The organism is Candidatus Thiodubiliella endoseptemdiera, from assembly GCF_964212635.1.
GTDB lineage: Bacteria > Pseudomonadota > Gammaproteobacteria > PS1 > Pseudothioglobaceae > Thiodubiliella > Thiodubiliella endoseptemdiera.
This window is the reverse complement of the sequence record NZ_OZ156463.1, coordinates 850,999-877,825: the sequence shown is the minus strand read 5'-3', so window position 1 is coordinate 877,825 and position 26,827 is coordinate 850,999. Positions and strand designations below refer to the sequence as shown.

The 26,827-nt window shown below is 38.4% G+C and carries 26 protein-coding genes, 1 tRNA gene and 3 pseudogenes; 12 read left to right on the top strand and 18 right to left on the bottom strand.

Annotated elements, in window-relative coordinates:
- Positions 1–17: 17 nt before the first annotated feature.
- Both AB8525_RS04705 and AB8525_RS04700 read right to left on the bottom strand, forming a co-directional pair.
- A complete protein-coding gene (locus AB8525_RS04705; RefSeq protein ID WP_369178905.1) occupies positions 18–10,028 on the bottom strand; it encodes a beta strand repeat-containing protein in 10,011 nt (3,336 codons plus the stop codon).
- 182 nt (positions 10,029–10,210) lie between these two features.
- A pseudogene (locus AB8525_RS04700) lies at positions 10,211–10,282 on the bottom strand (hypothetical protein); the annotation flags it as partial.
- 74 nt (positions 10,283–10,356) lie between these two features.
- On the opposite strand from AB8525_RS04700, the gene AB8525_RS04695 reads away from it, so the two are divergent.
- Entirely contained in the window at positions 10,357–10,566 is a 210-nt protein-coding gene (locus tag AB8525_RS04695; RefSeq protein ID WP_369152926.1) for a hypothetical protein, read from the top strand.
- 5 nt (positions 10,567–10,571) lie between these two features.
- Here AB8525_RS04695 and AB8525_RS04690 read toward each other — a convergent pair.
- Both AB8525_RS04690 and AB8525_RS04685 read right to left on the bottom strand, forming a co-directional pair.
- A pseudogene (locus AB8525_RS04690) lies at positions 10,572–10,619 on the bottom strand (hypothetical protein); the annotation flags it as partial.
- Positions 10,616–10,759, bottom strand: a complete 144-nt coding sequence (locus AB8525_RS04685; RefSeq protein WP_369178903.1) for a hypothetical protein — start codon at positions 10,757–10,759, stop codon at positions 10,616–10,618. The gene AB8525_RS04685 and the pseudogene AB8525_RS04690, both read right to left, overlap by 4 nt.
- Positions 10,760–11,122: 363 nt before the next feature.
- On the opposite strand from AB8525_RS04685, the gene AB8525_RS04680 reads away from it, so the two are divergent.
- Positions 11,123–11,281 carry a hypothetical protein gene (locus tag AB8525_RS04680; protein WP_369178901.1) on the top strand — a complete coding sequence of 53 codons (159 nt, stop codon included), beginning with the start codon at positions 11,123–11,125 and terminating at the stop codon, positions 11,279–11,281.
- Here AB8525_RS04680 and AB8525_RS04675 read toward each other — a convergent pair.
- From AB8525_RS04675 to AB8525_RS04665, 3 genes are all read right to left on the bottom strand, one after another.
- On the bottom strand, positions 11,278–11,562 hold the full coding sequence (locus AB8525_RS04675; protein ID WP_369178899.1) for a type II toxin-antitoxin system RelE/ParE family toxin: 285 nt from the start codon (positions 11,560–11,562) through the stop codon (positions 11,278–11,280). The two genes, AB8525_RS04680 and AB8525_RS04675, sit on opposite strands and share 4 nt — an antisense overlap.
- Positions 11,552–11,803: an antitoxin gene (locus tag AB8525_RS04670; RefSeq protein WP_369178897.1), complete on the bottom strand. Its 252-nt coding sequence runs from the start codon at positions 11,801–11,803 to the stop codon at positions 11,552–11,554. The genes AB8525_RS04675 and AB8525_RS04670 overlap by 11 nt, the downstream gene beginning before the upstream one ends.
- Positions 11,804–12,536: 733 nt before the next feature.
- Entirely contained in the window at positions 12,537–12,965 is a 429-nt protein-coding gene (locus AB8525_RS04665) for an inovirus-type Gp2 protein (protein WP_369178895.1), read from the bottom strand.
- Between the two features lie 4 nt (positions 12,966–12,969).
- Here AB8525_RS04665 and AB8525_RS04660 point away from each other — a divergent pair, with 4 nt between their 5' ends.
- Positions 12,970–13,119 (top strand): hypothetical protein, encoded by a 150-nt coding sequence (locus AB8525_RS04660; protein WP_369150050.1) that lies wholly within the window; start codon positions 12,970–12,972, stop codon positions 13,117–13,119.
- Between the two features lie 509 nt (positions 13,120–13,628).
- On the opposite strand, the gene AB8525_RS04655 is transcribed toward AB8525_RS04660, so the two are convergent.
- The 3 genes from AB8525_RS04655 to AB8525_RS04645 all read right to left on the bottom strand — a co-directional run bounded on the left by AB8525_RS04655 (position 13,629) and on the right by AB8525_RS04645 (position 15,159).
- Complete coding sequence (locus AB8525_RS04655) at positions 13,629–13,823, bottom strand: helix-turn-helix transcriptional regulator (RefSeq protein ID WP_369178892.1); 195 nt, start codon at positions 13,821–13,823, stop codon at positions 13,629–13,631.
- A 203-nt stretch (positions 13,824–14,026) separates the two neighbouring features.
- On the bottom strand, positions 14,027–14,896 hold the full coding sequence (locus AB8525_RS04650) for a hypothetical protein (RefSeq protein ID WP_369178890.1): 870 nt from the start codon (positions 14,894–14,896) through the stop codon (positions 14,027–14,029).
- Between the two features lie 5 nt (positions 14,897–14,901).
- Positions 14,902–15,159: a tyrosine-type recombinase/integrase gene (locus tag AB8525_RS04645; RefSeq protein WP_369178888.1), complete on the bottom strand. Its 258-nt coding sequence runs from the start codon at positions 15,157–15,159 to the stop codon at positions 14,902–14,904.
- Between AB8525_RS04645 and AB8525_RS04640 the strand changes: the two genes are divergently transcribed.
- Positions 15,148–15,321: a hypothetical protein gene (locus AB8525_RS04640; protein ID WP_369178886.1), complete on the top strand. Its 174-nt coding sequence runs from the start codon at positions 15,148–15,150 to the stop codon at positions 15,319–15,321. The genes AB8525_RS04645 and AB8525_RS04640 overlap by 12 nt on opposite strands.
- On the opposite strand, the gene AB8525_RS04635 is transcribed toward AB8525_RS04640, so the two are convergent.
- From AB8525_RS04635 to AB8525_RS04620, 4 genes and pseudogenes are all read right to left on the bottom strand, one after another.
- A complete protein-coding gene (locus tag AB8525_RS04635) occupies positions 15,263–15,868 on the bottom strand; it encodes a tyrosine-type recombinase/integrase (protein WP_369178885.1) in 606 nt (201 codons plus the stop codon). The genes AB8525_RS04640 and AB8525_RS04635 overlap by 59 nt on opposite strands.
- 70 nt (positions 15,869–15,938) lie before the next feature.
- Positions 15,939–16,115 (bottom strand): annotated as a pseudogene (locus AB8525_RS04630) (hypothetical protein); the annotation flags it as partial.
- Positions 16,103–16,282, bottom strand: a complete 180-nt coding sequence (locus AB8525_RS04625) for an Arm DNA-binding domain-containing protein (protein ID WP_369178883.1) — start codon at positions 16,280–16,282, stop codon at positions 16,103–16,105. The gene AB8525_RS04625 and the pseudogene AB8525_RS04630, both read right to left, overlap by 13 nt.
- Before the next feature lie 168 nt (positions 16,283–16,450).
- Positions 16,451–16,540: transfer RNA gene (locus tag AB8525_RS04620), tRNA-Ser, on the bottom strand.
- Between the two features lie 121 nt (positions 16,541–16,661).
- On the opposite strand from AB8525_RS04620, the gene rpmB reads away from it, so the two are divergent.
- The 3 genes from rpmB to AB8525_RS04605 are packed head-to-tail and all read left to right on the top strand — an operon-like array spanning position 16,662 to position 17,380.
- A complete protein-coding gene (rpmB, locus tag AB8525_RS04615; protein WP_369152925.1) occupies positions 16,662–16,898 on the top strand; it encodes a 50S ribosomal protein L28 in 237 nt (78 codons plus the stop codon).
- A 9-nt stretch (positions 16,899–16,907) separates the two neighbouring features.
- Entirely contained in the window at positions 16,908–17,063 is a 156-nt protein-coding gene (rpmG, locus tag AB8525_RS04610; RefSeq protein WP_066045648.1) for a 50S ribosomal protein L33, read from the top strand.
- Positions 17,063–17,380 carry a hypothetical protein gene (locus tag AB8525_RS04605; protein ID WP_369152923.1) on the top strand — a complete coding sequence of 106 codons (318 nt, stop codon included), beginning with the start codon at positions 17,063–17,065 and terminating at the stop codon, positions 17,378–17,380. Before rpmG ends, AB8525_RS04605 begins: the two co-directional genes overlap by 1 nt.
- Before the next feature lie 233 nt (positions 17,381–17,613).
- Here the strand turns inward: AB8525_RS04605 and AB8525_RS04600 are convergent, their stop codons facing one another.
- Positions 17,614–20,175, bottom strand: a complete 2,562-nt coding sequence (locus tag AB8525_RS04600; RefSeq protein ID WP_369178880.1) for a bifunctional aconitate hydratase 2/2-methylisocitrate dehydratase — start codon at positions 20,173–20,175, stop codon at positions 17,614–17,616.
- Between the two features lie 66 nt (positions 20,176–20,241).
- Between AB8525_RS04600 and purB the strand changes: the two genes are divergently transcribed.
- The 4 genes from purB to AB8525_RS04580 are packed head-to-tail and all read left to right on the top strand — an operon-like array spanning position 20,242 to position 23,029.
- Positions 20,242–21,618, top strand: coding sequence for an adenylosuccinate lyase (gene purB / locus AB8525_RS04595; protein ID WP_369178878.1), 1,377 nt, complete (start codon positions 20,242–20,244; stop codon positions 21,616–21,618).
- 57 nt (positions 21,619–21,675) lie between these two features.
- Positions 21,676–22,149, top strand: coding sequence for a 30S ribosomal protein S16 (gene rpsP / locus AB8525_RS04590; RefSeq protein WP_369178876.1), 474 nt, complete (start codon positions 21,676–21,678; stop codon positions 22,147–22,149).
- A gap of 4 nt (positions 22,150–22,153) precedes the next feature.
- Positions 22,154–22,663 (top strand): ribosome maturation factor RimM, encoded by a 510-nt coding sequence (gene rimM, locus AB8525_RS04585; protein WP_369152919.1) that lies wholly within the window; start codon positions 22,154–22,156, stop codon positions 22,661–22,663.
- 60 nt (positions 22,664–22,723) lie between these two features.
- Positions 22,724–23,029, top strand: coding sequence for a hypothetical protein (locus AB8525_RS04580; RefSeq protein ID WP_369178874.1), 306 nt, complete (start codon positions 22,724–22,726; stop codon positions 23,027–23,029).
- Positions 23,030–23,056: 27 nt separating this feature from the next.
- Here the strand turns inward: AB8525_RS04580 and AB8525_RS04575 are convergent, their stop codons facing one another.
- Both AB8525_RS04575 and AB8525_RS04570 read right to left on the bottom strand, forming a co-directional pair.
- On the bottom strand, positions 23,057–23,497 hold the full coding sequence (locus AB8525_RS04575) for a carbonic anhydrase (protein WP_369178873.1): 441 nt from the start codon (positions 23,495–23,497) through the stop codon (positions 23,057–23,059).
- 211 nt (positions 23,498–23,708) lie between these two features.
- A complete protein-coding gene (locus AB8525_RS04570; RefSeq protein ID WP_369178871.1) occupies positions 23,709–25,652 on the bottom strand; it encodes an SLC13 family permease in 1,944 nt (647 codons plus the stop codon).
- 142 nt (positions 25,653–25,794) lie between these two features.
- On the opposite strand from AB8525_RS04570, the gene AB8525_RS04565 reads away from it, so the two are divergent.
- Complete coding sequence (locus AB8525_RS04565; protein WP_369152915.1) at positions 25,795–25,953, top strand: hypothetical protein; 159 nt, start codon at positions 25,795–25,797, stop codon at positions 25,951–25,953.
- Here the strand turns inward: AB8525_RS04565 and AB8525_RS04560 are convergent.
- The gene (locus tag AB8525_RS04560) at positions 25,940–26,815 is read right to left on the bottom strand and encodes a LysR family transcriptional regulator (RefSeq protein WP_369152914.1); all 876 of its coding nucleotides are present in this window, start codon (positions 26,813–26,815) and stop codon (positions 25,940–25,942) included. The two genes, AB8525_RS04565 and AB8525_RS04560, sit on opposite strands and share 14 nt — an antisense overlap.
- Between the last annotated feature and the right edge of the window lie 12 nt (positions 26,816–26,827).

Sequence of the window (26,827 nt, the reverse complement as noted above, 5' to 3'; positions counted from 1 at the left end):
TTTATAGGTGTCTTACTTTATACAAGAATAAGATTATCAGTTATAAAGTGCCCTAATGCAACTGTGTCGGGAGTAGAGGAGCCACCAATACCAGAAACCCCTTGTAGATTGATAACCAAATCAGCAACATCATCTGTAACCGTGCCATCAGCATCAATCGTTAGTTTGGCACTACCTGCAGTGCCAGTATCTGACACTGTAATATATTTATCAATATTAGCAAAAAGTGTCGCTTGGTTACCACTAGCAGTAATAAAATCTTTTAAATCTAATTTATCGCCACCAGCACCAAATATGAAGCCAGTTATGGTGTCTTCGCCATTATCTGTACTTGCATAAACAAAAATATCACTGCCTGCACCGCCATTTATAGTGTCGTTGCCTGCACCACCATTTATAGTATCGTCACCTGCACTGCCCGTTATAGTATCGGCGTTATCGGTGCCGATATAAAAATTATATGCAAATGCCCAAGTTTTACCTGAGGTATTATCAATACCTGCAAAGTCATTACCCGAGGTGTCAGTTATAACGCCTGATGCCATTTTGATGTAATAAACACCTGAAGTTAAACTATTTGGGTTAAGAGTGAGTGTTGTGTCGCTAATATTAGCATTAGTAATGCTAATAGTTGCAACTTTTTCTGCGCTATTCCAGATTTCAACAATGCCACCATTTGTTTTGATGTTTTCAGAAAACTCAATTACTAGATTTGAAGGCTCGCCTAAGACATTGGTATCGCTGGTTTTTTCTGTAAAGGTTGGAACTTGTCCATCTACAGAAGAAGGTTGTTGATTGTAGTAATATTTAAGGATGCCATCATTCTTACCCGCTACCAAATCTAGGTCGCCATCGCCGTCAATATCGGCTAGGGTTGGTCTGGAAGAATCCCCCACATCAATGCCATTAAAAGGATTGTCATCTCCAGTTTTTACTTCATAAGCAGGGTTAGAAGTAGTACCTGTATTTTGATAGTATTTAAGGGTGCCATAAAACTCACCCACCACCAAATCCAGGTCGCCATCGCCGTCAATATCGGCTAGGGTTGGTTTGGAAGAATATCCCACATCAATGCCATTAAAAGGATTACTATCTCCAGTTTTTACTTCATAAGCAGGGTTAGAAGTAGTGCCTGTGTTTTGATAGTATTTAAGGGTGCCATTATTCTCACCCACCACCAAATCTAGGTCGCCATCGCCGTCAATATCGGCTAGGGTTGGTGAGGAAGAATATCCCACATCAATGCCATTAAAAGGATTGCTGCCTCCAGTTTTTGCTTCATAAGCAGGGTTAGAAGTAGAGCTTGTATTTTGATAGTATTTAAGGGTGCCATTATTCTCACCCACCACCAAATCTAGGTCGCCATCGCCGTCAATATCGGCTAGGGTTGGTGAGGAATAACCTCCCACATCAATGCCATTAAAAGGATTATTGCCTCCAGTTTTTGCTTTATAAGCAGGGCTAGAAGTAGTGCCTGTATTTTGATAGTATTTAAGGGTGCCATTCCTCTCACCCACCACCAAATCTAGGTCGCCATCGCCGTCAATATCAGCCAAGATTGGCGTGGAATAACCTCCCACATCAATGCCATTAAAAGGATTATTGCCCGAACCTATTTTTTCAATATACTCAAGCTTAGTCTTGGTCAACACCACTCTATCAGCGGTAAATACTGGTACATTACCTGCGACATCTGTTATATTATTTAGCGTAATATCGCTTGTTGGGTTGTCAATATCAAAGTCTGTAGCGGCAATGCTATTTCCGGCTTGAACGCTATATTTAAACACCAGTTTCTTATCACCTGCAGTTGTAGAGGCAGTTTTATCCAAAACAAAGTCTTTGCCTGCAATGACCACTTTAGAGCCTGTGGTGTTATTAAGTTTCAAGGTCTCACTCATTGTCAAAGTTAGGCTGATAACATCCCCTGCCTTAAAAGCAGATTGTCCTGCTGGAATATCGCTTAAAGTCCATGGATTGGTCGTGATTGGGGTTGGGTTAATGATGTCATAAGTTACTGCTGTGCTAGTGCTAATTGCTGAATTGGTGCCATCACTAAGCGTTACTACAGCCGTGTAGGTTTTTCCATCGGCTAATTCAGATGGCATAGCAGAATGTGCGAGTGCCCAAGTGCCGTCAGCTGCAACAGCTGGTAATCCTGAAGTTATTGCTGTGCCTACTGTATTACTACCTTCAAAAAACTCAATTTTGGTAATCGTTAAAGTACCTATTCCAGTTACTTTGCCTGAGAGTGCGGTTGCGTCTTTTTCACTATCATTAATGTAGTTATCATCGGCACCTATCCAAGCGATTGTGGTAGAAAATGCTTTGGTTGCAAATACCCATTGGTTAGTATCTTTAGTAATGGCAGCAGCATCGTTACCCGCTATGTCAGTTACTGTGCCTGCATCCATGGTGATATAGTAACTGCCTTGGGTTAATTTATTATCAGTTAAACCTAATGCTGACACATCAATGGTGAGTTTATCGCCAGCAATGCTAAATTTATTTGTATCACTAGCGATATTAATAGTTGCTACTGTTACATCGCTACTATTCTTGATGAGAATACTGCCCGTACCTGCTTTAATATTTTCACTAAAGTCAAGCACTAAATCTGAGGTTTCCTCTAAGATAACGCTGGCTTGTGTTGTTAGAGTTGGCGCTTGTCCATCTACAAAAAAAGATTGTTGATTGTAATAATATTTAAGGGTGCCATTATTCTCACCCACCACCAAATCTAGGTCGCCATCGCCGTCAATATCGGCTAGGGTTGGTTTGGAAAAATCCCCCACATCAATGCTATTAAAAGGATTGCTACCTCCAGTTTTTACTTCATAAGCAGGGTTAGAAGTAGTGCCTGTATTTTGATAGTATTTAAGGGTGCCATAATACTCACCCACCACCAAATCTAGGTCGCCATCGCCGTCAATATCGGCTAGGGTTGGTGTAGCAAAATCCCCCACATCAATGCTATTAAAAGGATTGCTACCTCCAGTTTTTGCTTCATAAGCAGGGTTAGAAGTAGTGCCTGTATTTTGATAGTATTTAAGGGTGCCATACTTCTCACCCACCACCAAATCTAGGTCGCCATCGCCGTCAATATCGGCTAGGGTTGGTTTGGAAAAATCCCCCACATCAATGCTATTAAAAGGATTGCTACCTCCAGTTTTTGCTTCATAAGCAGGGTTAGAAGTAGTGCCTGTATTTTGATAGTATTTAAGGGTGCCATCACTCTCACCCACCACCAAATCTAGGTCGCCATCGCCGTCAATATCGGCTAGGGTTGGTCCGGAATAAATCCCCACATTAATGCTATTAAAAGGATTGTCATCTCCAGTTTTTGCTTCATAAGCAGGGTTAGAAGTAGTGCCTGTATTTTGATAGTATTTAAGGGTGCCGTCATCCTTACCCACTACCAAATCTAGGTCGCCATCGCCATCAATATCAGCCAAGGTTGGCACAGAAACAAACCCCTTAACATCAACACCCTCAAAAGGATTATTGCCCAAACCCGTTTTTTCAATATACTTAATCTTAGTCAACACTACTCTATCAGCGGTAAATACTGGTGCATTACCTGCGACATCTGTTATATTATTTAGCGTAATATCGCTTGTTGGATTGTCAATATCAAAGTCTGTAGCGGCAATGCTATCTCCAGCTTGAACACTATATTTAAACACCAGTTTCTTATCACCTGCAGTTGTAGAGGCGGTTTTATCCAAAACAAAGTCTTTGCCTGCAATGACCACTTTAGAGCCTGTGGTGTTATTAAGTTTCAAGGTCTCGCTCATTGTCAGTGTTAGGCTGATAACATCGCCTGTCTTAAAAGCAGATTGTCCTGCTGGAATATCGCTTAAAGTCCATGGATTGGTCGTGATTGGGGTTGGGTTAATGATGTCATAAGTTACTGCTGTGCTAGTGCTAATTGCTGAATTGGTGCCATCACTAAGCGTTACTACAGCCGTGTAGGTTTTTCCATCGGCTAATTCAGATGGCATAGCAGAATGTGCGAGTGTCCAGGTGCCGTCAGCTGCAACAGCTGGTAATCCTGAAGTTATTGCTGTGCCTACTGTATTACTACCTTCAAAAAACTCAATCTTAGTAATAGATAAGGTACCTGCTCCCGCTACTGTGCCTGAGAGTGCGGTTGCGTCTTTTTCACTATCATTAATGTAGTTATCATCGGCACCTATCCAAGCGATTGTGGTAAAAAGTGCTTTGGTTGCAAATACCCATTGGTTAGTATCTTTAGTAATGGCAGCAGCATCGTTACCCGCTATGTCAGTTACTGTGCCTGCATCCATGGTGATATAGTAACTGCCTTGGGTTAATTTATTATCAGTTAAACCTAATGCTGACACATCAATGGTGAATTTATCGCCAGCAATGCTGAATTTATTTGTATCACTAGCGATATTAATAGTTGCTACTGTTACATCGCTACTATTCTTGATGAGAATACTACCCGTACCTGCTTTAATATTTTCACTAAAGTCAAGCACTAAATCTGAGGTTTCCTCTAAGATAACGCTGGCTTGTGTTGTTAGAGTTGGAACTTGTCCATCTACAGAAGAAGGTTGTTGATTGTAGTAATATTTAAGTTTACCACTCTGCCCACCCACCACCAAGTCTAGGTCGCCATCACCATCAATATCAGCTAGGACTGGTGCGGAATAACGCCCCACATCAATGCCATTAAAAGGATTGCTATCTCCAGTTTTTACTTCATAAGCAGGGTTAGAAGTAGTGCCTGTATTTTGATAGTATTTAAGGGTGCCATTAAACTCACCCACCACCAAATCTAGGTCGCCATCGCCGTCAATATCGGCTAGGGTTGGTGAGGAAGCACTTCCCGCATCAATGCCATTAAAAGGATTGCTATCTCCAGTTTTTGCTTCATAAGCAGGGTTAGAAGTAGAGCTTGTATTTTGATAGTATTTAAGGGTGCCATTCTGCTCACCCACCACCAAATCTAGGTCGCCATCGCCGTCAATATCGACTAGGGTTGGTGCGGAAAAATTCCCCACATTAATGCCATTAAAAGGATTACTATCTCCAGTTTTTGCTTCATAAGCAGGGTTAGAAGTAGTGCCTGTATTTTGATAGTATTTAAGGGTGCCATCATTCTCACCCACCACCAAATCTAGGTCACCATCGCCGTCAATATCGACTAGGGTTGGTGAGGAAGAATATCCCGCATCAATGCCATTAAAAGGATTGCTATCTCCAGTTTTTGCTTCATAAGCAGGGTTAGAAGTAGTGCCTGTATTTTGATAGTATTTAAGGGTGCCATCATTCTCACCCACCACCAAATCTAGGTCGCCATCGCCGTCAATATCAGCCAAGTTTGGCGTGGAATAACCTCCCACATCAATGCCATTAAAAGGATTATTGCCCGAACCTGTTTTTTCAATATACTCAAGCTTAGCCTTAGCCAACACTACTCTATCAGCGGTAAATACTGGTGCATTACCTGCGACATCTGTTATATTATTTAGCGTAATATCGCTTGTTGGGTTGTCAATATCAAAGTCTGTAGCGGCAATGCTATCTCCGGCTTGAACGCTATATTTAAACACCAGTTTCTTATCACCTGCAGTTGTAGAGGCAGTTTTATCCAAAACAAAGTCTTTGCCTGCAATGACCACTTTAGAGCCTGTGGTGTTATTAAGTTTCAAGGTCTCGCTCATTGTCAGTGTTAGGCTGATAACATCGCCTACCTTAAAAGCAGATTGTCCTGCTGGAATATCGCTTAAAGTCCATGGATTGGTCGTGATTGGGGTTGGGTTAATGATGTCATAAGTTACTGCTGTGCTAGTGCTAATTGCTGAATTGGTGCCATCACTAAGCGTTACTACAGCCGTGTAGGTTTTTCCATCGGCTAATTCAGATGGCATAGCAGAATGTGCGAGTGCCCAAGTGCCGTCAGCTGCAACAGCTGGTAATCCTGAAGTTATTGCTGTGCCTACTGTATTACTACCTTCAAAAAACTCAATTTTGGTAATCGTTAAAGTACCTATTCCAGTTACTTTGCCTGAGAGTGCGGTTGCGTCTTTTTCACTATCATTAATGTAGTTATCATCGGCACCTATCCAAGCGATTGTGGTAGAAAATGCTTTGGTTGCAAATACCCATTGGTTAGTATCTTTAGTAATGGCAGCAGCATCGTTACCCGCTATGTCAGTTACTGTGCCTGCATCCATGGTGATATAGTAACTGCCTTGGGTTAATTTATTATCAGTTAAACCTAATGCTGACACATCAATGGTGAGTTTATCGCCAGCAATGCTGAATTTAGTTGTCTCAGTAATATTAATGGTTGCTATTACTCCATCATCACTACCTTTAATAACAATACTACCTGTACTACCTGCTTGAATGTCTTCATTAAAATCAAGCATCAGGTCTGAGGTTTCACCCAATTCGGCCGAAGCTTGTGTTGTTAGGATTGGGGCAGTGTTGTCCATTACCACATCATTAGATTCAGCTGAAATATTTCCTGCTTGGTCAGCTAAATACCAATTATAAGTACCCTCTATTAAATCATGCGGGTTAAAACTACGAGCATCACCCCCTAATCCCGTTACTTTGTTGACTTTATTGCCAGCTACTAAAGCCTCAAGTTTAGCAACTGTATTAATCGCATCGCCAGACAATGAGTTGTGAACCAAATAACCCACACTAGAATCTGTGCTTGTTACTGTGATATCAGAATCTGTATTTGAAATAAGTGTTGCTGTTGCAGTAAGTGCAACTGGAGCATTCGTATCAATAACCTGAGTATCACTCGCTGCAACCGTATTTCTATTGCCAGCAATATCTACAAATTTATCAGCAGCAACGCTAACTTCTAAATTGCCTTCGGTATCTGTATTAGGCACAACAACTAAGGTATAGGCTTTATCGGCATTAACACCTGTGGTAACCAATACTAAATCAGCACCATTTTTAATAGCGCCATTAGTAATAACAATGTCATCTTTGGTAAACTCTGTTACTGCCTCGTTAAAGGTAAAGGTAAAGATGATTTCTTCACCTGCTTTGGTTGTAGCGTCTTCATTATCGGTAATGGTCAAGGTTGGTGCAACCGTATCAACTTTAAAATCACCTATTTTCTCTATCGCTGGGTTACCAGCAGTATCTTTTATATTGACTTTATAGCTGTAAGTTTGTCCATGGGTTAATGCTTGTAAATCTGTGGCTGTAACAGTAATGGTTGCACTATTGCTGGTAACAGTACCTGTATAAGTTTTTTGGTTAATAACTAGTGAGACTTCTTGATTGTTTTCTACACCAGTTGTGGCAACTGTTACAGTGCCATTGCTGTTGTCTTCAATAGCGTTTAAAATATCTCCCCAGTTTAGTGTAATGTCTCCAATAGTTGGTACAACACCATCAACATTACGGTCTAATTCAACAGGATAAGTGCCTGTGGTGGCAACTATATTACCTGCTACATCGGTTACCCCTGTCAAGGTAATTGCACTTTCATTGGTAATCTCAAAATCTGCTTTATTGATACTATCATCGACTTTGACAGTGTAAGTAAAGAATAATTGTTTTAACTCATCTACTGATGCCCCTGCTTTGGCGGCACCTTTGCCGGTATCTAGTGTAAATTCCTTATTACCAATGGTCACTTTGCTACTGGTAGCATTGCTTAACGAGAGTGCTTCATTGGTTGTCATGGTTAACTCAATAACATCATCCACTTTAAAGCCTGATTGCCCATCTGTTGGTGAGTTGACTGCCCAGCCTGTTATGATTGGGGCAGCAGTGTCAATTAAAACAGGGGTGGTGTTGCCACCTGTGCTTGTGCCACCACCTGTTGAAGATAAATTTATCTCAATCGTATAGGTCTCACCACTGACTAAAGTCGGTATTTTACTATTGGCTAATGTCCATTCGGTACCATTGGCAGATGCAAAAGTGGGTAGGTTACTGGTCTCTACAACTTTGTCATTGGCTGTTGTTCCACTGGTTGCTTTAAATGTAATAGCACTGATAACAACGCCTGTTGCACCGCTAGAATTTGTTAATGTGCCTTGAATGGCAAGTGTGCTAAATTCACTGGCATTGATACCATTGTCGCTAACAGAATTACCACTTGCATCTACCCATTGTGCTGTGGTGGTGAATGAATAGACCAGAAAGCCCCAACCACTATTGCTGTCAATACCCTCATAATTATTACCTGCAGTATCTTTAAAAGTGCCTGCATCAATTTTGACATAGTAATTCTTATTGGCTATTAAATCACTACCTGGATTAATAGTGATAATTTTTTTGGTGCTATCAAGACTAACTTGGTTAGCTATATCAATCGTAATAAGAGTGTCAGAGTTGGCTTTATCATAAATGACAATACTGCCTGCTGTGTTTATTGTAACTGCCTCTAAAAAGGTCATCGTTAAGTTTGCATTAGGTGCCATATTGCCACTGAGTGTTGCTACCGGGGCTTTGGTGTCAATTGCTTGCTCGTTATTTGCTGCTGTTGTGCTGTAAGCATTGCCCACACTGTCTGTAATTGCAGGATTAGCAGACACTGACACTGTTAAGTTAGAACCTACATCTAGGTCACTGCTAGGTACAACAGTTAAGGTATAGACTTTACCTGCATCAGCAGGTGTTGTGCTGGCAATTAAATCAGTACCTGTCTTAATAGCACCATTGCTGATGTTGATAACACTTTTATCAAAACCTGTTACTGCTTCACTAAAGGTAAAGGTATAGGTGATTGTATCGCCAGTTTTAAGGGTTAAAGTATCAGCCTTGTCATCGCTGATAATCAAAGTTGGGGCTTGAGTATCAAAACTTTGATTATTGCTGGCAGCAACTGATTTTAGTGCTGTGTTAACTTTAGAAGTAGCAGCATCAACGGCTACTGTAAGGCTTATTATGCCTTTGCTGTTTGCAGGAGGGGTTAGTTCTAAAGTATAGACACTTTCACTACCATTAACAGAGGTAAAAGTACCTTTTGTACCGCCTGTAACTGTAATATCATTTATATCAAAATCTGTAACTGCTTCATCAAAAGTAAAGGTGTAGGTGATGTCTTCACCATTTTTTACGATGTTACTTTTATCGTCTGTGATTCTTAAACCAATCCCCAAACCTGGAGTTGACTCACTACCGTCAATATCAGTGGATATAATTCTCTTAAAAACACCTGCTTCTGATAGCCCATCATCGCCTGTTATATCAATCTTAACAAAACCATCTGCAAAATAAACCCTATCGCCATTAGAGGCTGTGAAGGAGACTTCTTCTTGGTAATCGGTATCGCCAATAGTAACCGTTCTTTTGAAGGTGTAGGTAATGCCATCTAGTGTTTGTTCGTAGTTGTTAAAAGTGCCGGTTAAATAAACAACATCGTTACCACCTGTTGAGGTGAGTCCTGTTGCATCGACTTTTGTGCCTTTGGCAACATAAACTGTGTCATTGCCACTATTGCCAGATATCTTAAATACTGAGCCTTTGACACCAGGGGTAATGTGCTCACCGTTGTTATCAGAAATAAATACTTTAGTAGCACCACCTTTGTCAATGGCGGGTTGACTGGTTAAAGGGTCGGTGGGTGTGCTTGAACTGGAGTTAATATCAGTGGATTTAATTTTCTGAAAAACGCCTGCATTTGATAGCCCATCATTGCCTGCTATATCAATCTTAAAAAAACCATTTGCAAAATAAACCCTGTCGCCATTAGAGGCTGTGAAGGAGACTTCTTCTTGGTATTCAGTATCGTTAATAGTAACCGTTCTTTTGAAGGTGTAGGTATTGCCATCTAGTGTTTGTTCGTAGTTGTTAAAAGTGCCGGTTAAATAAATTGAATCATTGCCACCTGTTGAAGTAAGCCCTGTTGCATCGACTTTGGTGCCTTGTCCTACATAGACGGCATCGTCTCCACTATTGCCAGATACTTTTAATGCTTGTCCGTGAGATTCAAGTCCGGTGATATCGGAATACCAGTTGACGAAGAAGCCGTTGGTGTTGCTGATGAAGTATTTTGTTTGTCCTGGCATGGGGTTGTCCTTTGGGTGTTGTTAATATTTAATATTTTATATGATACTTTAAAAAAAATGGGGGGGGAGGTAATGTGGGTAGTGTTCATTTCCATTATTCCTAGTGCCTCTATTCACCTTAAAACTTCTATTATCTGTGTTGGCTTTGTCTCTGCTATTGGTGTTTTGCCAATATAGGGTAGTAGGTGTTTGTTCGCACGCTTTAGTATTTCCTTTCTGTAATTATCGCTGTGGTCATCTTTGTGTAGTGCCATCCACTCATTAAAAAAGTGATTAAAGTTTTTCCCTTGCTCGTTGTTTTGCTTCTGTAAGAGACCTTTGCATAAATATGAATAATCATCAAAACGCCATCTTTCATCAAATTACAAACTTTTTAAAAACACCCTTAGCCCTGCTAGGAGTGGATTTAAAAAATTTCCAATTTAATAAAATCTGTCATTTTGCTAATCATCCCTATTTATGCAAAGGTCTCTGTAATATTTTCTGTTCTTTTTTGTGGGTAGTTGGGTTGATGCTATCTAATAATAATGCCTTGTAAAAATCTCGCTCTTTTCGGGCTTGTTGTAGTCTTATGATTGGATATTGCCTCAGCGATATGATTTGTGATTTTTTTGCAAAACGGTACCTATATCGCCAGTGGGCGTTATTTCAATAATCAAGCCGTTACTATCAGCAAATTGATAAATTTTATCTTTTGGCTTTAGGTTTTGTATTTGGGCGTCATTTAACATTATTGAAAAAGCGTATAGAAAAATAGTAATAAAACCTTTTCAGATTTTCTATACGCTTTATGTGTATATAATGTGGTTTCTTATGATATTGCCTGATACTCTGAAAGTCTTATAGTGTGTGCTTTTAAGAGCTGTTTTGAGACTGTGTAATCTCTAATAATGGTGGAGGGATAGGGATTTTAATCATAGTCTTTTAATTCTTTTAGTATAAGGGTTTACAAAATTTAATATCAATTCTATACCCACTCTCATACCCACAATACAAAAAGTGTCTTACTTTTTTTTAACTAAAAAGTGAGGTGGCGAAAATGAGTAATGTAATAAGTTTAACACAATCTAATCAATGGAGACCTTTGCATAAATATGAATAATCATCAAAACGCCATCTTTCATCAAATTACAAACTTTTTAAAAACACCCTTAGCCCTGCTAGGAGTGGATTTAAAAAATTTCCAATTTAATAAAATCTGTCATTTTGCTAATCATCCCTATTTATGCAAAGGTCTCCAATGGTTTTTTTAATATCTTTGTTGTAGTAGTTTGTAGATTTTTTTATCTTCTCGTTTTCCAACTGCTACTACTAAGATTGCCACACGCTCATCTATGACTTGATAGGCTAGTCGGTAGCCTGACGATTGAAGTTTGATTTTATAAACATCTTCATAGCCCTTGAGTTTATCTTTTGGTGCTTTTGGATTGGCAAGTCTTTTTTCCAGTTTCTTTTTAAGTGGTTCTTTGATACTGGTATTTAGTTTTTTCCATTCACTAAGTGCTTTAGGTAGAAACTCTAATTTATAACTCATCAAGCGATACAGTTATTGGTTCAACATTCTGCGATAGTCTTTTATCAATTTCTTTAGACAGAAGGTAATCATCAGCAATATTAAGCAGTTTTTCATAGATGTTTGGCGATACTAAGTAACTACTAACAGTATTGTGATTTAGAATAGCCACTGTGTCGCCCTCTGACTGCTTAAGAATGCTATTTAAAGAAGTCTTTAACTCAGTTGTACTTGCTGTGTAATTTGATAGTATTTGGTTCATTGTCTGTATATTAGTATTTAAATTAGTATTTATTTTAATACTTTTTTAGATAATAAGCAAGATTTAATTATTGTTTGCTGATGCGGTTGTGGTTATTAGTGCGATAAATAGTGGTTTTAGCATATTATCACTGATACCATTTTTTGTAGATTGGTAGAATTGTTATTTTTGGAAACATAAAAAGTGATAATAAAAACATAACCATACCAATGACAATATGTAAAAACAGTAGCACCACTATTGAAACAGAGAGAAACGCTATCCAAAAAACAACTTTAATCAAATAACCGAAATAATATTTTTTTACATATCTACAGTGTGGACAGCATAAAGCCGTTCTAGCAACTTCTTTTTGACATGAATTACAAACACCCATTCTCATTGCGTTCTTTTACCTTTAAAAATATTTAAAAATATTTGGCAAACATTTTAGCATTAACTTGATAAGTCAAAAATTGTATTGTATTTTCTTTGTATTCTGTTGTTAGTATTCATGATGGGTAGTTTTTTAATGCTTGTAGGCTCTGCTCCCACACCCCCCCCTTGAATTTTGACAATAAAAATTCAGCACTTGGGCATGATATAAAAACATAACGATAAAACGCTTATACCTCCCCCACCTGTGATGTTGTAATTCTTCAAACTGTAATTACAACAAAAGGAGTTAAGACAATGAATAAAATGGTTGTTGTGTCTATTGTTATAATAGGTATAGTATCTTAGGCTTCCATATTTACGATTTAAGCCGACTTGTTCCATAATCCTTTGCTTGGGTGTCTCGGTAGCCTTTGCCTCTAATCTTGGCAAAGTATGAAATACGCTTTATTACTTCTGTTCTTTGCTGTGCGTGATTGTTTTTATCAATGTAGTAAAACGGTTTTGAGATTGTAGGCATACCCCCAAAAGGTAACCATTTTTCTTTTAAGACTGGCAGTAGTTTTTTCGGGTGTTGTATCTTGTTACCATCTAAGAATAAGGCTAAGTGGTAATGCTGTGTTTTTGCTCTTTCCATTTCACGCACCCACACAAAACCCATTTTGTGAATATCGTAATTTCTGCTTAGATAGTTTCTTATGTTGTTCATAAAGTTTGATATTCTTTTGTTATCGGGTGTGTAGATATTCAGATGTAAATCAAAACGCAATACTAGAGACCTTTGCATAAATATGAATAATCATCAAAACGCCATCTTTCATCAAATTACAAACTTTTTAAAAACACCCTTAGCCCTGCTAGGAGTGGATTTAAAAAATTTCCAATTTAATAAAATCTGTCATTTTGCTAATCATCCCTATTTATGCAAAGGTCTCTATTAGTATTCTTTTATGGATTTTTATTGAAGCGTCTAACTGTTCAATGGTCTTGATTAAAATCTCTTTGTAAACTCCGTATTCTTCATTAGAAAGGATTTTTACCCACTCGCCATGATAGGGAAAGTATTCGCCAAAATACTGTGTTTTTCTATTGTTTATCTTGGGCATTGTTAGTGCTATATAGATAATAGAAAATACCGCAAGTTATAAGGCGTTTTTTAACTCGCCTTTTATTGTTGCTAGTAAGGGTGTGGGCGTTTTTGTGTATGAAAACCGCTGTATGAAAACCGCTTTTAATATTTTCTAAAAAAAGCACCCAAAATAAGATGCTTTTATTGTTATCTTTAATCTAAAAAACTGTTTCCCTGTGCCAGAGTTTTTCGTCCATTCTCGTGAAACTTCTAACCCCAATTTACCGCATAGGCTATTAGATACAATACTGCGAAAACTAGTATCCTTGTTCCGATTGAAACTGTCAAAGGCTGTGGCTGTTTTATGTTCTTTTTTCATTGCTACACCCTCGCATTTACTTGGTTTTCAATGAATTGGCTTATATCACTTTCAAGCCAACCCACAGAACGCAAACCCAATTTAATTGGTTTAGGTAGTCTGCCACTATCCATCATTCTATATACTGTTGCCCGTGATACTGATAACTGCTCCATTACTGCTGGCAGTCTTAAGATTTTTTCTTTTTGTTTATCCATTTTTATTTACTCCTGTGTTTAGTTAATATTAAAAACTACTTATCGGTATTGCTTGATAAGTTATGAGTAATTATCCTTGCCATATGCATATGGGTATTTACAAGCGAAGTACGATTTACCCAAAGGCACTAAAAACCCTTTAGTGATAGGCTTTTTCGTGGGTAAAAAGTTGGGTAAGGAAAATAGTGGGTAAGTTGCCTGATTTACCCAAAGAAATGAAAGCAGTTATTTGCTAGATTGATTTTGCTTTGTATATTTTGTTGGTCTTGCTCTTTCCACCAATCAGAGTTTATGATTTTTGCAATATCTTTTCTTAGTTGCTCTTCACCAACAGGGATACCATTAAAGCAATGTTGTTTAGCAAGTCCACGTATAGTGAAAGGCTCTGCTTTATGGCTATGGCTAGATAGTTTATCTAGCAGAATACTTTTAATATTTCTTATCCTTTCTTCTTTCTTTTGAGTGGCTTTATTGTTGATTGTATTGATGCTGCTTTGTTCGTCTGTAACTTCTTTGATAAAGCATGCTGTTCCGACCGCCCATTTTATAAATTGGTTGGTATTTTTGTAAGTTTCATTAGCAAAGTAACTTTTGAGCAATGTATATTCATTTGTCTTGATAAAAACGTTTCTAATCTTGAAATCAGGGGGAATAATGCCTTTCCCAAGTTGAAATTTATCATCACAAAGCCACTCATTAAAATCTAGTTTGTCTAAGATATAAACAAAAGGTTTGACTGGTAAATCTAATAGCATAAAAAGGGCTAAGTTAAATGTTATGTTATCGTGTTGTTTGATTATGCCGTTAATTGTTGTATCGTAAGTAATGCCATTTACTTTAATATCTACTCCGTCTATCCCTTTAAATAATTCCAAGTTCTCAATTTTGAGTCTCCATTCATCTACACTTTTCTTAACAGCCCAATCGTATTCTTTATAAACCTCAATTCCATTTTTTACTTTAATATGTTCATAGGTTTTTTCTTTAAAGTTATTTTGTAGTTGTTTTAATTCCCTTTTTAAACTTGTAATTATTTCTCCGCCTTTGTTTTTATCAACTAGTTCATACCTCATCTAACCTACCCCCTCAATCCATCTAAATAATCCGCCCACTTCTGCATCATTTCTGTGCGTTGTTCTAGGTAGGTGGCTTTGTTATATGTGGCTCTGATTTTGTCGTTTCCTTTATGTGATAGTTGCCTTTCTATGAAGTCGCCACCAAAACCAATTTCATTCATTCTTGTTGATGCTGTATGTCTTAGTCCGTGCGTGGTTAATTCGTCATTAGAATAGCCTAAACTTCTTAATGAGACCTTTGCATAAATATGAATAATCATCAAAACGCCATCTTTCATCAAATTACAAACTTTTTAAAAACACCCTTAGCCCTGCTAGGAGTGGATTTAAAAAATTTCCAATTTAATAAAATCTGTCATTTTGCTAATCATCCCTATTTATGCAAAGGTCTCTTAATGCCTTTCTTAGGCTTTCGGGTCTGATGTGTTTACTTTTAGATTTGTTGCTTGGGAAAACATACTCGGTTTTTGGCTCGATACTCTCTAGTATTTTTAACAACTTAATTACTTGGTTGGGCAATGGTGCAAGGTGGGCGTTGTCTTTTTTCATTCTGTCGGCTTTGATGCGTAACATCTTGCTTTCAAAGTCCACTTCTTGCCATCTTAAGCCTGTTAGTTCTGATGGTCTAAGAAATAGGTAGGGTGCGATTTTTAAGGCTGTTGTAACCTCTATTGTGCCTTGTAGGGTATCTAGCCTTTTTAATAGTTCGCCAATCTCTTTAGGCGTTTCAATGTGGGCGTATTGTTTTGATTTCTTATGAAGATTTTTAAATAAATTCTTCTTTAGGTAGTTCATTGGGTTGGGTATAACATGGGCATCTTCAAAAACTTGGTTTGTATAACTTCTAATCTTTTGAAGTGTATTGGTAAGCCCTTTGTTCTTGATTGATAAAAACATTTCATTAAGCGTGTCTCTGTCAATGCTGTGAATTGGCATATTTCCAATGACTGGCAAAATATGGTTATTCATTCTGCCCAATACTTCTTTTCTGTATTTAGGTGTTCCGTCAAAATACTTGAACCAATCATTAAAGGCTTCATTAAAGGTAATGCCTTTCTGTGCTTCTTTCTCTCGTTTTTTCTTTTGTTCTTCCCTGTGGTGTCTTTGGGTCTATGCCTTGTGTTACTAAGTCCCTAAGACGATACAATTCCTGCCTTGCCTTTTGAAGTGATACACCGTTATTTTTATCTTTTGAGTATTCGCCTATGGTGTAGTTGACTTGCTTGGGATTGCCTTGTGAGTTTTTGCTGTATCGGTATCGGTATCTAAATACTTTTTACCTGTGGGTAATATTTCTAAGTATAAGCCGTTGCTATCCGCTACTTTAAATGCTTTGGTTTTTGGTTCACACTCTTTACCATTTATTTTGGTATCGGTTAGCATATTTGTGAGTATGAAAATATTTATGAAACTCTACGCCCACAATTATACCCACACTTTTGTGGGCATATATGAGATTTTAAGAAACTTGACGATATTTAGGGACTACTATATATAATGCTTTAGCGTAAGGCATTTAGAGGTGTTTTGAGTAGTAAAAATATCTTAATATGGTGGAGGGATAGGGATTTGAACCCTAGAAGGAGATTAATCCTTGCTGGTTTTCAAGACCAGTGCATTCAGCCGCTCTGCCATCCCTCCGAAGGTGCATATGATACCGAGAGTTTTATTAATAGTAAATAGCATTTGTTAAATTTAACTTTTAAAGCGGGGTATTTTTAAGTATAATGCTTCATTTTTAGATTTTATAGATAGGTGAATCATGGCAAAAGTATGTCAAGTAACGGGCAAACGCCCAATGAGTGGCAACAATGTTTCTCATGCGAACAACAGAACGCGTCGTCGTTTTTATCCAAACTTGCATACGCATCGTTTTTGGGTAGAGGCTGAGAATCGTTTTGTTAAGTTAAAATTAACAGCAAAAGGTTTGCGTACAGTTGACAAAAAAGGGATTGATGTTGTATTAAAAGAAATTCGCGCTCGTGGCGAGAAGGTTTAAGGAGTAGATATGAGAGAGAAAATTAGATTAGTATCATCAGCAAAGACGGGTCATTTTTACACCACCACCAAAAACAAACGACTACACCCAGAAAAAGTGGAAGTTAAAAAGTTTGATCCAGTTGTGCGTCAGCATGTGATGTATAAGGAAGCTAAGATTAAGTAATGGATACGGCGAGTTTATATCAAAAGATTATTTCTATTATTCAAGAGAAATTTATTAATCCAGCAAACAGGTATGGATTAAAGATTGCTGAGTTAAGAGAGTTAGACCCATCAATTGACGATTTAATATTGCACTTAAATGGATTAAATGGAATATTAACGCTTTTTGCAAAGGATGAACATTCTGAAATGAATATGTCTATTGATGCATCTCAATGCGTTGTTATTATGGGAAGAATAGCACAAGCGATTAGGCAAGAAAATCAAGTGGAAATAGATAAGTTAATGATAGAATTAGAAAAACATGCACACTTTTAAAAAAAAGTATATAATATCATAAAGAAGTTAAAAAAGGAGAGCAACAATGAGCAACAATGAAAAACAAAAATTGATTAAAAAAGCACATATGCATTTAGATGCAATTGAAATAAACCTCAACTTTATTTTTGAAATGATTAAAAAAAATAGAGAGAAGGTTGCATAGTTTTTTTATTTTTTAATAAAAAAGCCACTTTTTACAGTGGCTTTTTTATCGTCTAATGGTTTTTAAATCATTCTTCCAAAATGGTATCCAACGCAATATGTCCGACGGCATTTTGATATTGGGCTATTTGGTCAAAGTTAAGGTATTGATAAACATCCTTGGACATTGGCTGAATGGCTTGCATTTCTGCTTGGTATTCTGCCACGGTTGGGATGTGTCCGAGTTTGGCAGTGATGGCAGCGACCTCGGCTGAAGATAAATACACATCGGCATTATCACCTAGGCGATTTGGGAAATTACGCGTTGAAGTGGATATAACTGTCGTGTTACTGGCAACGCGTGCCTGATTACCCATACATAATGAGCAACCGGGTGTTTCTGTGTGTTGGGTGATTGATTCAAAAGTTTGATAGATGCCTTCTTTTTTGAGTTGCACTTCGTCCATGCGGGTGGGCGGAGCAATCCATAATTCGGTTGGTAGTTCTGATTGGTCTTTTAATAATTGTGCTGAGGCTCTAAAATGTCCAATATTGGTCATACATGAGCCGATAAAAACTTCGTCGATTTTGGTGTTGGCGACTTCTGAGAGTAGTTTTACATCATCAGGGTCATTGGGGCATGCCAAAATGGGTTCTTTGATTTCGTCCAGATTAATCTCAATAATTGCTGCGTATTCGGCATTGTCATCTGCCGCTAGCAATTCGGGTGCGTCTAGCCATTTTTGCATGGCTTGAATGCGGCGAGCGATGGTTTTTTTGTCTTCATAGCCCATTTCTATCATTGAGGATAACAAGGCGACATTAGAGTGTAAATATTCTGCTACAGGGGCTTTGTTGAGTTTGATGGTGCAACCATTTGCCGAGCGTTCAGCTGAGGCGTCGGTGAGTTCAAAGGCTTGTTCAATTTTCAAATCGCCCAATCCTTCAATTTCTAAAATACGACCTGAAAAAATGTTCTTTTTATTGGATTTTTCAACCGTTAATAAACCTTGTTGAATGGCAACATAGGGGATGGCATTGACCAAATCTCTGAGCGTGATACCTGCTTGCATAGTGCCACTAAAACGCACCAAAACGGATTCTGGCATATCCAAAGGTAACACCCCGATTGAAGCACCAAATGCCACTAAGCCAGACCCTGCTGGAAAACTAATACCGATTGGGAAACGCGTATGCGAATCACCGCCTGTGCCAACCGTATCAGGTAGCAACATACGATTGAGCCACGAGTGAATAATACCATCACCCGGTTTGAGTGCCACGCCGCCACGAGATTGCATAAAGTCGGGTAGGCTGTGTTGTAATTCTAAATCAACCGGTTTTGGGTAGGCGGCGGTGTGGCAAAAACTTTGCATCACCAAGTCGGCAGAAAAACCCAAACATGCCAATTCTTTTAGTTCGTCACGGGTCATTGCCCCCGTGGTATCTTGCGAGCCGACTGTGGTCATTCGTGGTTCACAATAAGTACCAGGGCGAATGCCTTCAACGCCACAGGCTTTGCCGACGATTTTTTGTGCCAAAGTGTAACCGGCTTGACTTGGACTGCTGTCTGTTGGGCGTAAAAAAACATCACTCACGCTTAAGCCTAAATCAAAGCGGGTTTTGTCGGTTAGCCCTCGTCCAATAATGAGCGGAATGCGTCCACCTGCCTGCACTTCATCGCTGATGGTGGTGGGTGTGAGCGTGAATTGGCTGATGGTTTCACCATTTTTGGTGATTTTGCCAGCGAATGGATAAATAATAATTTCATCTCCCATTTGCATTTTTGATACATCGCATTCAATCGGCAATGCACCAGAATCTTGTGCCGTGTTGAAGAAAATTGGTGCAATATTACCGCCTAAAATCACGCCACCACTGCGTTTATTTGGCACAAAATCAATGTCGTTGCCCATATGCCATAATACGGAATTAATGGCAGATTTGCGTGAAGAACCCGTGCCGACTACATCGCCAACAAAAACCAGTGGCAGTCCTTTTTCTTTGAGTTTTTCAATGGTTGTGAGTGGGTTGTCCATTTTCTTTGCCAGCATTGATTGTGCGTGCAGTGGAATGTCGGGACGCGACCAAGCTTCAGTGGCAGGTGATAAATCATCGGTATTGATTTCACCATCTACACGAAATACAGTGAGTTTAATCTCTTCTGCTAATGGGGTTTTGTGGTGGAAAAACCATTCGGCATTTGCCCAACTGTCTAGCACTTTTTGTGCATATGGATTGTGCTTGGCTTTGGCGAAAATTGTTTGGTAGGCTTCGTAAATTAAGATGGTATGTGTGCCGAGGAAATGTGCCGCTTTTTCAGCAACGGCTGCCACATCAAGCAAATCAATCAACGCTTCAATATTATAACCACCGAGCATGGTTGCCAATAAAAAAGCAGCTTGTTTTTGACTAACAGCAGTGCAGTTTTGTTCTCCTTTGGCAACGCTGGTTAAAAAACTGGCTTTAACATAGGCTGCTTCATCGACACCGGGCGGCACACGATGGGTTAATAAATCTAAGTAAAAATCATCATCATCTCCGTTAATTAAGTGCTCAACAACAGATTTTGTCTGTTCTGCATTTAATACTAAAGGGGGTAAATTGTTTTTGGCACGCTCATTAATATGCGTTAGGTAGGTTGTTTTCATCTGTTTAATTAGTGAATCGTATAAAGCGTATAATTTTAGCATTTATTTGATTTGACTAATTACATTATGGAACTTAATGCCTTAACTGCTATTTCCCCAATTGACGGACGCTATTTTGACAAAACCAAGGCTTTAGCCCCGATTTTCAGTGAATTTGGACTGATTAAATATCGTGTGCTGATTGAGGTTAAATGGTTGCAAGCGATGTCAGAGATTGATGGGATTGGTGAAGTGCCTGCATTTAGTAAAGAAGCGTCTGATTTTTTGGCGAGTATTGCCACAAATTTTTCAGAGGCAGATGCACAGGCGGTAAAGGACATTGAACGCACTACTAATCACGATGTTAAGGCGGTTGAATATTTCTTAAAAGAAAAAATCAAGGACAATGCTGAGTTGAATGCCGTGAGTGAGTTTTTCCATTTTGCTTGCACTTCGGAAGATATTAATAATTTGTCACATGCACTGATGTTGATTGATGGGCGTGAAGTGATGCTGGAGCAGATGCGCAATATTTTGTCTTTAATGACCAATTTGGCAAAAGACAACGCTACCATTCCTATGCTCTCTCGCACCCACGGTCAAACTGCATCACCCACCACAGTGGGCAAAGAAATGGCAAACTTTGCCTATCGTCTCAAACGCCAAATTGCACAGTTAGAAAGCGTTAAAGTGATGGGTAAATTCAATGGTGCAGTCGGTAATTTTAACGCACACATTTCAGCTTACCCAGAGTTAGATTGGCAGCGTATTTCACAGACATTTATCGAGGATTTGGGCGTGAATTATGCCGTTTATACACCACAGATTGAAACCCACGATTATATGGCAGAATATTTTCATTCTATTAATCGTTTTAACACCATTTTGATTGATTTTTGTCGTGATATTTGGGGCTATATTTCGTTGGGCTATTTCAAGCAAAAAACCATTGCGGGTGAAGTCGGATCCTCCACCATGCCACACAAAGTCAATCCGATTGATTTTGAAAATGGTGAGGGTAATTTGGGCATTGCCAATGCATTAAACACGCATTTAGCAGACAAACTGGCTATTTCTCGTTGGCAACGAGATTTGACCGATTCAACTGTGTTGAGAAATTTAGGCGTGAGTTGCGCCCATTGTTTAGTGGCATATGCGTCGATTGCCAAAGGCATCGGTAAATTGGAAACCAACGAAGCAAAACTATTAGAAGATTTAAACCGTTCGTGGGAAGTGTTGGCAGAACCCATTCAGACAGTGATGCGTCGTTACGGCATTGACGAACCTTATGAAAAACTCAAAGCACTAACACGGGGTCAAACGATTAATGCACAAGTATTAGCGGAATTTGTCAAAGATTTGGATATGCCAGAAGCGGCAAAAAAAGCCTTATCTGAGTTAACCCCGATGAATTACACGGGCGACGCAGAGAAACTAGCAAACGATATTGAAAAACTGATATAATATTGCGTCTTGCATTGTTTTGGTGCAAGTTTATTTATAAAAAAGGAGCAAAAAACCATGGTTAAAATTAGACTAGCCCGAGGTGGAGCCAAGAAAAAACCTTTTTATTCAATTGTAGCAACAGACTCTCGCAAGCGTAGGGACAGTGCATACATTGAGCGTATTGGATATTTTAATCCAGTGGCTCGCGGACAAGAAGTTAGGCTTACTATCGAAGAAGAGAGATTAGAGTATTGGACATCGAAAGGTGCACAAATTACTGATCGTGTTAAGCAACTTATTAAAGAATTTAGAGACCCTTCAATCCGTGAAAAGCGTATTGCAGTGCAACAAGTGCGTGCAGAAGCTGTTGCAGCTAGATTAGCAACAGAGGCAAAAGCGAAAGCAGATGAAGTGGCAGCGGCAGAAGCAGAAGAAGCGGCAGCAAAAGAAGCCGAAATAAAAGCCAAAGCCGCCGCCGAAGCTGAGGCAGCATCAGTTGAAGAAACACCTGCTGAAGAAGTGTCAGAAGAGGAAAAGCCAGCTGAGTAATTCAGTGAGCAATCCAAACACAAAAAGGCTGTTGGTCGGTACGATTAACGGCCTTTTTGGCGTTCAGGGCTGGGTGAAAATATTTTCACATACAGAGCCAAGAAAAAATATCCTTACTTACAAGCCTTGGCATATTGAAATTGGCGGGCAATGGCAGACTTTGGAATTTATTAATGGTCGAGAGCAGGGTAAAACTATTGTTGCGAAAATTAAAGATATTGACAACAGAGAGCAAGCCAGAGCAATGATTGGCATTGATGTCTATATTGAGAAATCTCAACTACCCAAACTCAAAAAAGGTGAGCACTATTGGAAAGATTTAATTGGTTTGGAAGTGGTTAATCAATCAAATTTTGTACTTGGAAAAGTGCAAAATTTGATGGATACGGGTGCTAATCATGTGCTCATTGTACAAGGGGAAAAAGAGCATTGGGTACCGTATATTGAACCATTTTTGTGTGAAGTCAATATCGAAAAACAACAAATTTTGGTTGATTGGGACGAGGATTTTTAATTATCCTATTCATTCAAATATCTTGGTATAATAAGTTTTTTTTAAAACTAAGGAAGAGAAATGGAAAAGAAAAAGGCAGAGTCTAAAACAAAAGCAGTAAGTTCAACATCTGAAGTGGCTCAGCCACAAACAATAAACTTAATTGATGAAACCTATGTTGACGGTACAGCGAGTATTAGTATTCGTCAAAATGTTGCAAAGATTGATTTTTATCAATCTTCACCAGTCATAGACGAAGATGGCATTGATGAGCAAAAAGAATTTCGCAAGATTTCCCACCGTTTAGTTTTACCAGTAGCTGGTTTGGCTGAAATGCACGAAATTTTAGATAAAATCATAAAACAAAATCAAAAGAACGTTAAATAAACAGCTGTAGAAAAAAGCTTAGATAAATTAAGTTTGAAAATTAACTGCACCTGATTTTAAAGAGTAATTAGCACCTATAACTTCTAGTTTATTATTTTCGATAGCCTCTTTAATAATTGGTGATTGATTTTGTAATTGCTTGACGGAGTTAACAATGTTAACTTCAACAGCCTGATGCATTAATTCATGGTCTGATAAACCTGAGTCAATTAAGGGTAGAATTGATGGCTTTATCCTATCAGTAATAGAATGAAGACTACCTGATAGGTGTGTTTTATTGATGCACTCATCAATGGTAGCACTAATAGCGCCACAGTTAGAATGTCCTAACACGACAATCAAAGAAGCCTTAAATTTCGAGATTGCAAACTCAACACTGCCCATTTGTGAGGGGGCCACTATATTTCCTGCAATACGAATAATAAACAAATCACCAAAACTCTGATCAAAGATAGTCTCAATTGGCACTCGCGAATCAGAACAACCTAATACAATCGCAAAAGGTTCTTGGTCTTGTATGTCTTTTGTATGTCTATGTGGATGAAATTTATGATGTAATATAGTACCATCAACAAAGCGTTGATTGCCATCAACCAGTCTTTTTTTTGCTTGTGCTGAATTTAAATTTTTTGTCTTGTTAGGAATATTATTCTCTTAAATTAAGGGTTAGGACAGTATTTTAAAAGATGAGGCTCATCATTGACATCATAACAATGATAAATAACACTGTCATAAAGCCACCCGCCCTGATGAAATCTGCCACCTTATAGCCACCAGGTCCCATAATTAAAGCATTCACTTGATGGGTGGGAATTAAAAATGAGTTTGAAGTGGCAATGGCGACTGCCAGTGCATAAACTGCAGGGTCTTCCCCTACTTGAATGGCAATATTAACAGCAATAGGTACTAAGAGAATGGTTGCACCTACATTAGACATGACTAGGGTAAAGAAAGTTGCCAATACCACAATTGAGGTTAGTATTACCCAAGGTGCCATATCACCAACTACTTTAACTGTCTCTTGTGCAATCCATAAGGCGGTGCCAGTTTTTGACACTGCCATGCCTAACGGAATAAGACTGGCTAATAGGAATACTGTTTTCCAAGAAACCGCACGATAGGCCTCTTCTATTTTAATAACACCAGATAAAATCATACCCAAGGCGCCAGTCATAAGCGCGATGGAGAGTTTAATATCGGTAAATAATACTAAGAAAAGCGCAATGGCAAAGAAAATACTTGCCCATTTGATTTTCTCAGGTCGGTACTCTTCTTGTCTTGGATACTCAGAAGTAATGACAATAAAATCAGTATTAGATTGCAGTCTATCAAGGTCAACCCAGCGTGTATGGACAATTAATGTATCGCCTGATTGAAATGGCATATTACGAATACCTTCACCTTCTTGCATGGTTTTACCACCACGATGTAGGGCTACCATGGCAATGCCATAGGTCTTGCGTAACCATACATCTCTAGCGCTTTGGTTAATAAGTGAAGAATTAGGTGGGATAACAATTTCTGCTGTGCCACATTCTTGTGTAGACAGTAAGTTAGAGAATTTTTCAATGGTGTCTGACAGCTCAAGATGAAAGCCTTGAACAAAAGCATCCAAATGTTCTTTTGTTGTCAATACGCCTAAGGTCATTTGTGGTTGAATAGTGGTGCTTCGTTCAACTGAGTGGTGTCCAATAAATGTTTCTCCTTCAATGGTCTGAATGGCGATAATTCTAATTTTAGCAGCCGTTTCAATATCATCAAGCGTCATGCCAATTAAGTTGGAATCTTTAGGGACGCTGACCTCAAATAAATCATAATCTATGTTGTAAACTTGGTGAAAGTGTTCGATGGCTGATATAGATTCTGACTGCTCTTTTTTGGTTGCAGGTAAGACAAACTTGCCAGCAATGGCGAAATATACAATACCTGTTATGACCAGTGCAATACCTATTGGTGTTACGGAGAATAACCCCCAAGTATCCATCTGCTGTCCAACTTCTAATCCTTGGTTGGTGGTTAAAATTAAATCATTTAGCAAAATTAAAGGGCTAGAACCTACCATGGTTATTGTGCCACCTAAAATTGCTGTAAATCCCATTGGCATCAATAGTCGTGACATTGGGATACCTGAGCGTGATGAAATACGACTCACAACAGGAATAAATAGTGCAGCTGCACCCACATTTTGCATGAAAGATGAAATAAATCCAACGGTAGAAGAGATAATTGGAATTACTCTTGGCTCAGAGGTGCCACCTACTTTAAGAATAAAAGTAGCAACTCTGCCCATCAGCCCAGTTTTATCCAAGCCTGCCCCAATAATCATTACCGCAATAATTGACATAACCGCATTAGAGGAGAATCCATCAAACAATCTTTGGTTGTCAACTAGTCCCTCTTCTAGCCCCATTAAATTATGAATCCATGGCAAAGAGCTTAGCCCTAAGATGATCATAATGGTAATGGCAGCCTCATCAACCTCTACCACCTCAAAAGCAAATAAGTAAATTGTTAATACAAGAATACCCAACATCCAAGAAATAGAGGTGGTTGGTGCAATTGTTGAAAGCCACACGGCAAAAATAGCAAAAATAATGGCTGAAATATTTTTTTTACTGAACATGGTTTTGATTTTATTAAGCGTAAAAAACAGTAGGCAAAATTATACCATAATCACAACATTACTAATCACCGCTAACAAGTTTTACTGGTTAAAAAATATCTATTTTTGAATTTTAATGACCTTAAGAGACCTTTGCATAAATATGAATAATCATCAAAACGCCATCTTTCATCAAATTACAAACTTTTTAAAAACACCCTTAGCCCTGCTAGGAGTGGATTTAAAAAATTTCCAATTTAATAAAATCTGTCATTTTGCTAATCATCCCTATTTATGCAAAGGTCTCCTTAAAGCACATTAACCACTTCCTTGCTAATTTTGACAAAGCGTTGAATATAATTAATTTCTTTATCTTGTTTGCGCAAAATTGCAAATAATTTTTGATTAAGCCCCTGCGCACCTATTTGAATTTTTTTAATAGGCATTTTTTTAATAAATTCATTTGCTAACCATTCTGGCAATATGCAAACGCCACGCTTGAGCGCTGTCATTTGTAGCATGAGTTCAATAGATTCAATTTTTTTAATATGTTGGGGCTTGATGTGCGCTGGATTTAAAAATTGCGTCAAAATATCAAGCCGTTCTAATGGCACAGGAAAAGTCAGTAAAGTTTCATGAGTTAAATCTTTTGGTGTAATTATTGTCTTATGCGCTAGTGGATGTTCATTAGCAACTAAGAGTACTAAATTATATTGGGCGAGTGTTTCAATATGAATATCTGCTTTTCTCTCACTATCAGGTGTAATTAAAATATCAATATGATAATTGAGTAAACCTTCGTACCCAGAAAATTGAAATTTGTTGATAATTTCTACTTCAACATTAGGCATTTTTTGCAAAAACACACCAATGACCTTTGTTAGCCACTCATAGCAAGGGTAGCATTCAACGCCTATGCGTAAAATACCTTGGCGACCTTGTGCATAGGCTTTTAGAGTTTTCTCAGTTTGTTCTAAGATGGGTAGCAATTGTTGTGCAGTTTGTAATAGTAATTCACCTGCTTTTGTGAGACGTAAATTTCTACCTTCTCGCTCCCAAAGCGCAATACCTAATTTCTCCTCCAAGTAGCGAATTTGGTGGGATAAGGCAGATTGACTTAAATACAACACATTTGCAGCGCGTGTTAAAGTGCTGTTTTCATGTAATGCTTGTATGATTTTCAAATGTTTCAGCGT